Below are 3,701 nucleotides of genomic sequence, written 5' to 3'. Positions count from 1 at the left end.
GCCTCTTTGTTCCCGACATAGCGCGCATTTTGAAACGCGCCGTTATCAGGGCAATGATAATCAATCAAAGATCCCAGTTGAATGCCACGCTGATGGCATGTCTTGATTAACTTGGTAGCATGTGGTGTTCGAATTGCAAAATGCGAATAAGTGGCCCCTAAATCGTTTACTGGTAGTTTGAAATCAGGGCCGTCTAGCGCAGCGAGATGTTTAAAATACAGCGCAGCGATCTGACGGCGATGCGCGATGATTTGGGCGTATTTTCGTGTCTGAATAAGGCCAATACGCGCTTCAAACGCGCCCAAGGCTTCGAGATAGTCCGCAGGCATGAAGACAGACGAGTCGTTGTGATAAACCGTGAAGCGATCCAAAAAATGTGCGCGTTCCAGCATGTTTACGATTTTGTAAGCTGGGCGGACAAAGGCGAGCATGGAAGCGATTAGATACAGACGCCGCTTGACGGGTTTTAGCCAACCTGGCTGGGTCAAACGTGCTGCGTTGATCTCGCGCAGGCGTGTTGCCAGAGCAGTATCATCTGTTGTGACCATACCGCCAAAAACCGACGAAATGGTCTTGGAGATATTCAACCCAAACAGCGCGGCATCACCGACAGGAACAACAGATTGCCCGTTCCACTCAGCCGCAAAGCTATGGGCGCAATCCTGTATTATTTTGATTTGCGGATGGCAGGCTCTGAACTGAGCCAACTTATCAAGGTTAAGCGGATGCCCGAAGATCGAGGTGGCAATGAAAGCTTTGGTTTTTGGACTGACGGCTTGCTCCAGCAGATCGAAATCCACATTGTAATCCTGTGCAACGCAGTCGACGAAAACAGTATGGTTGCCGCTTTTTTCAATCGCTTCGGGGACCACCAGGCAAGTGTAGGCAGGGCAAAGCACCTCGTCATCTTGTAAGCCCATTGCGTTTAGCACGAAAATAAGCCCGGTGCGCCCATAAGGGGTAGCTATGGCGTGTTTCTGATCAAACAGTGCTGCGAAGCGTCGCTCAAAAGCATTCAGAGCCTCGTGTGCAGGCCCGGACGGCGTCAGTGCTGCACTAAGTTCAGCCCATCCAAAATCAGCTTTAAAACGCGGGATCATTGTGCGTCATCCGAGGCTTGCCAATAGCCCTGACTGGCCATGTGGATTGCGCGAAAGGAGGGCTCTACTTTAGAGATGTATCCGGTGGGCGCTTGAGGCTCATCTTCAATTTGTAAATCTGGCCCCAAGGTGATGCGTCGCGTAACACTACCTTTCGCTATAGGCAGACCTGTCACAAGTAAAGCCGCAAGTAAGCGTTTGGTCAGATTTCCCAGTGTCATGGATCGCAACACGCTCAGCGACAAACACCGCAGAATGATAAATCGAAGCGGGCTGGGAAGCTGACGTGTCACAGGGCGTAGCGCGCTCTTGATATAAACTGTATCTGCAGCAATGTTGACACAGGCTTCATGGTCCACAAATTGCGAGGTGAGCACAGGAGCGTGGCTTTTCACGCAGATGGTGCCAGCATCTTCGCGCGCAAGATCGCCATTTTTGAAATGCAGCAGCGCGCCACCTTTGAACAAGGCTGTCACGGTATAGTGCTGCTTGGAACTGTCGATTAACAGCCCTGCTTCCTTGAAGTGACGGCGCAGAGTGCCAGCCTGCGCAGGCAACAATGTTACGGATTGGCGGGTATCACTGCGCGCGCGCTCTACTGCGGCCCAAGCGTAGTCGTTAAACAAGGGCACGAGATTATGAGCATCAATTGCATCTAAAGTTACTAGACTATGATACGGAAGGCTGGCGCGAAAAAACTGCGCAAGGGCGTGGGCGGCGCCGTGTTCAAAGGCCAATGCCTCAAACGCTGCAGGAAAGCAGAAACGTGTCATGCGACTGCCATAAAGTCCGCCGTAAGAACCATCGGGATGGGCAAAATAAGTGAGAAAATCTACGCCTTGATGCAAAGCGGGTCCAAGATTCCAGTCAGGGCGCAGGCGATGGACAGCAGTAAGAGAACTCATCAGCCAGCTTTGATAGCCGGGGTCTGCGCCATCATATTCGCGAAACCAGCCCTCATCTGAGCGGTGCGCAAGAATGCGATCTAAGAAAAGCTGAGCCCGAGGACCGCAATTCTCGCCGCTCAACTTGCTCCAAAGAACAAGAGCTAAAACCGCCACCGCTAAATGGTTTGAGATGATACCATGACCTTCGTCTTGCTTGTGCAAAAAAGCGATCCACGGACGCACAACGGATAGCGCCTCTTGTCGCTCTGCTTTACTCAAGCGATCCCCAAGTAGCATGACAGCTGTCAGAATGTCGGCGGCGATCAAGGCCGTGACGCAGAAAGACCCTTCATTTGGTAGGGCCTCAGCAAGAGATCCGTTGCGCGCTGTTATGTGTTTAGAGCCTGATATGATGGCCTTGATCCGCGACAGAATTGCATTCTCTCGCATACCTTCAGGAAGGAGGCCTGCGACTAATAACCGTGCCAATCCGCTGGCGGCACCTTGCTGTGTTGCATTGGCAAAATCCTTGAGCTTCCAAGCCCAAAAGGTCCGATCCCCAAGCCCAAACGTGTTCCCAAGTGGGTCACGATCATAGAGCGCAAGCAAGCGCGGCAAAGCGCGGTGTACCTGTTGTAAATACGGACAGGCGGCGGACACGTCAGATGTAGGCAGAGTCATCAGAGTTGTCCTTTTCAAACGCACGGAAGGCGAGAAAGAAGGTATTTATAATCATCCCCCCAGCCATAGTCTTTAGGATGAAACACTCGTTGGTGCCAAACAATAGTTGTGAGCCCTCTTACCGCTTTCACCTCATCGAGCCAATAATCAATCGTGTGCCGGCGGGTGGCCTCATCGGAGAGGTCATAGTCAAACAAATGCGAGTCCATCAGCATGAGTGGCTGGCTGGAGAGCGTTTTCGAGGCACGCTGTTCTGAAGCGATCCAGGCAGGCATACTGAGGGCAGCCCCGTTGCGAAAACCGGGACGGTCATTGAAACCCAAGGTCGTGTCGAGCATGAGGCCCGCCGCTTCTTGCGCATGCCAGGTTCCTGACCAAGTGAAACGTAGCCAATGTTGGCGAATTTCTGTGACAGGCTGGCCGCATGCATGCTCAATTCTATCCATCTGGGCACGTAGGCGAATAGGATCATCAAAGACGTCAAAAGAAGGATGGACGCCTATGCGAAACCCAGAGTTCGCAAGCTGCTGGAACGGCATGCTAAACTTGGGATTTGTGATGTCATAGCCGGGGTCCATCAGAAAACTCTTTAGAGAGCGCGGTGTGCGTGTTTTGCCGCCATAAACATTGAATGTGCTTGTCTGGCCAAAGCTTTGCTCAAGGGTTTTGATTTGATCGAGATGATTGTAATTCGCACAGCGAAAAAAGAAACTAATCCCTTTTTTGATGCGCTTGAATGCCTGCTTCAGATCCCCTTTGGAGATCAAACGCGCGGCATTAAACAGATCAAAGGCAAGTGCCTTGGCACGCGTTGGGAACGTTTTTTCCAGCGCGTCTACATCGTGGGTTAAGCGAATTTCAGGTTCAGGTAACGGGCCAAAAAGTGTGTCTTCGGGAATATTCGCCTGACGGGCGGCCCAGCGACGCAAAAACAGCGCAATGCGATTGACCCAAGCGTACTCCCACAGCGGTGCTAGATCAGTGGGAAGCCTAAAAGCATATGAATGCACAGGGCCATGTGCCGCTTCATGTG

At 52.0% G+C, this 3,701-nt stretch carries 3 protein-coding genes; all 3 read right to left on the bottom strand.

The genetic code is table 11. The features are described 5' to 3' along the window. On the bottom strand, window positions 1–1,100 hold a 1,100-nt coding region (locus WBC85_RS08710), incomplete at its 3' end, for a DegT/DnrJ/EryC1/StrS family aminotransferase (protein ID WP_424435407.1). Next, window positions 1,097–2,668, bottom strand: coding sequence for a hypothetical protein (locus WBC85_RS08705; RefSeq protein ID WP_424435404.1), 1,572 nt, complete (start codon window positions 2,666–2,668; stop codon window positions 1,097–1,099). The genes WBC85_RS08710 and WBC85_RS08705, both read right to left, overlap by 4 nt. 14 nt (window positions 2,669–2,682) lie before the next feature. Next, window positions 2,683–3,701: hypothetical protein (locus WBC85_RS08700; protein ID WP_424435401.1), on the bottom strand; the 1,019-nt coding region annotated here is incomplete at its 5' end.

The sequence above is a fragment of the Planktotalea sp. genome, assembly GCF_049680325.1.
Lineage (GTDB): Bacteria > Pseudomonadota > Alphaproteobacteria > Rhodobacterales > Rhodobacteraceae > Planktotalea.
The sequence above is the reverse complement of the archived record's forward strand: the minus strand, read 5'-3'. Positions and strand labels throughout refer to the sequence as shown.

What these genes read in the sequence shown, in the direction of transcription:
- WBC85_RS08705 (WP_424435404.1), bottom strand. Translation starts at nt 2,668, where the DNA reads ATGACTCTGCCTACATCTGACGTGTCCGCCGCCTGTCCGTATTTACAA.